At 63.1% G+C, this 2,379-nt stretch carries 2 protein-coding genes and 1 pseudogene; 1 reads left to right on the top strand and 2 read right to left on the bottom strand.

All coding sequences use genetic code 11. The features are described from left to right. The coding region (locus KH616_RS24190) for a sigma 54-interacting transcriptional regulator (RefSeq protein WP_292253732.1) at positions 1–697 on the top strand (697 nt) is incomplete at its 5' end. 145 nt (positions 698–842) lie between these two features. Here the strand turns inward: KH616_RS24190 and KH616_RS24185 are convergent. Beyond that, positions 843–2,261, bottom strand: a complete 1,419-nt coding sequence (locus KH616_RS24185) for a glycosyltransferase 87 family protein (protein ID WP_292253730.1) — start codon at positions 2,259–2,261, stop codon at positions 843–845. 6 nt (positions 2,262–2,267) lie between these two features. After that, positions 2,268–2,379: pseudogene (locus tag KH616_RS24180) on the bottom strand (GtrA family protein); the annotation flags it as partial.

Below are 2,379 nucleotides of genomic sequence, written 5' to 3'. Positions count from 1 at the left end.
AGCCGCGAACGGCGGCACGCTGTTTCTCGACGAGATCGGCGACATGCCGCTCGAAGCGCAGGCGAGCCTGCTGCGCTTCCTCGAGGTTCGCAAGATCGAACGGCTGGGCGGCAACGACTCGATGCCGGTCGACGTCCGGGTAATCTCGGCCACGCACGTCGATCTCGACGGCGCGGTGCAGGCGGGGCGTTTCCGCTCGGATCTCTATCACCGGCTGTGCGTGTTGCGCATCCACGAGCCGCCGCTGCGCGCGCGTGGCAAGGATATCGACATCCTCGCGCACTTCGTGCTGCAGAAATACAAGGCCGACAGCGGCCGCAAGATCAGCGGCTTCACGTCGTCGGCGCTCGATGCGATGCGTCGCTACGAATGGCCCGGCAACGTGCGCGAGCTGATCAACCGCGTGCGGCGCGGGATGGTGATGGCCGAGAGCCGGCTGCTGACGCCGCACGATCTCGGGCTCGAAACGCCGGGCGAAAGCGAGCCGGTGACGCTCGAGCAGGCGCGCGCGCTCGCGGAACGCACGGCGATCGAAAATGCGCTGCTGCGCAACGATCACCGGATCAACAAGGCCGCTGCGGAGCTGGGTATCTCGCGCGTGACGCTGTACCGGATGATGATCGAGTACGGTCTGAGCGACAACGGCGGGAAGGATGGCGATCCGTCGGGCGATTCGGGGAACCGGCGGGTGGGGTGAGTGGGGGCGTCGTTTCGACGACGCCGGAACCCGTTGCTGCGACGGAGCCCGCTGGGGCGCGACATCGCATGGCGCAGAGGGGTTCGCGGTGGCGTGACCGGATGACGGTGCCCGTAGGGGCTGCATAGGCGGGCACCGGTTGTCGTCAGCAGAGTTCGACGTTGCGCTCCATTGGCCGGACATCCTGGCGCGCCTTGACATGACGGCGCACGATGACCGCCAGCAGAACGATGAGAACGATAGGTGTCCACTGGATCATCGTGTCGACGAATAAAACCGCGAAGGCCTGCGCGGGCATGATCCAGCTTGCGATCAGCACGCTCTTTTCCCATGCATTGGCGCCGTGCCGCGCGTAATCGATCATCAGAAATGCGATCGGCAATGCGAGCCACGCCAGATCGTAATAGATGAGATACGGCTGCAGTAATAGCGTCGCGATGGCCAGTGCTGCGGCGGACAGCTCGAAGCGGGCATTCGAGCACCAGAGCCTTATACAGGTCGCGACTGCAAGAACGGCGACGGCGGTATGGGCGAGATACGATGTGAAAACGGGTGTTCCGGAGACGCGCCAGATCGCGAACATCGTTGGCGCGCCGCGGATGGTCCCAATGGCATTTTCCGCCACGACATGACGAAACATCGAGAGAGCCTGTTCAAAGGCACGGAAGCTGTCGGTGCCGAACGCGAGCCAGGTCAGCCCGCAATAGAGCATTGAGAAAACGGCGGCGGACGCGAATGCCGTCCAGTGTCGCCGACAAAGAAGAAACAGGGGGAACAACACGCCAAGCTGCGGCTTGATGCAAAGCAGCGCAATGCATGCGCCGGCAAGCACTGGTCGCTGCCTGATCAGGAGCAGCGCCGTGCCGCCCATGACGAGGGTGAACAGTGAGTTCTGGCCGGCGACCAGCGACAGCCACATGCCCGGAAACGCCAGAGCAGGGAACAGCCAATAGCGGCTGATTGGGGCGATGACCGCTCTGATGAACAGAAGATAGCCGGCGACACCGAACAGGGACCAGACGATCACGGCAGCCCCGAAGGGCATCGCTGCAATCGGGTAAATCATGAGCAGGAAGGTCGGTGGATAGGCAAACGGACCAAATGACGGCAGGTGCAGCGTTGCCTCCATGGCACGAAGCGATTCCCAGCTGTATGCGGTGACAGGGCCGTGGCTAAGAGCAAGGCTGGATGCGCTCCAGTACACGGCGAAATCCCAACCCAGCAAAGGCACGCCGGGAAATTTCTCCACATAGTGCTTCCACCACAGCATCCCGACCAGCGCGACCTGAAGGGCGAGCAATACGCTGGCATACAGTGCGATTCGCTGCGGTGTCAGCCAGCCCGCGCTTTGCCGGTACTGTGCGTGACTCGCGGGTGATGACATGGCTTTCTCCCGGGTTGGATTCGATTCCGCCACCGGCTGGTCCGATGGGCCCGCGTCGATATCAGGTGAGATACGGTATCGACATGGTGTGGCAATCGGATCCGGTGAGTTGGCGAACACGCGATCGCCACGCCGCCGCAGTGCCCGGCATAGCATCACGTTCGCTCGACGACGTTGCATGCTCTTCTACCGATACGTCCACAGTCGATGCAGGACAAACGTCACCGGCGGCACGAACAGCACGACTGCGACGATGCTCCATCCGGCCGCCAGGTTGAGCGCTTCGGTACCGTGCGCG

Origin of the sequence: Burkholderia sp., from assembly GCF_018375725.1 — a bacterium.
Lineage (GTDB): Bacteria > Pseudomonadota > Gammaproteobacteria > Burkholderiales > Burkholderiaceae > Burkholderia.
This window is presented reverse-complemented; position numbering and strand designations above follow the sequence as displayed.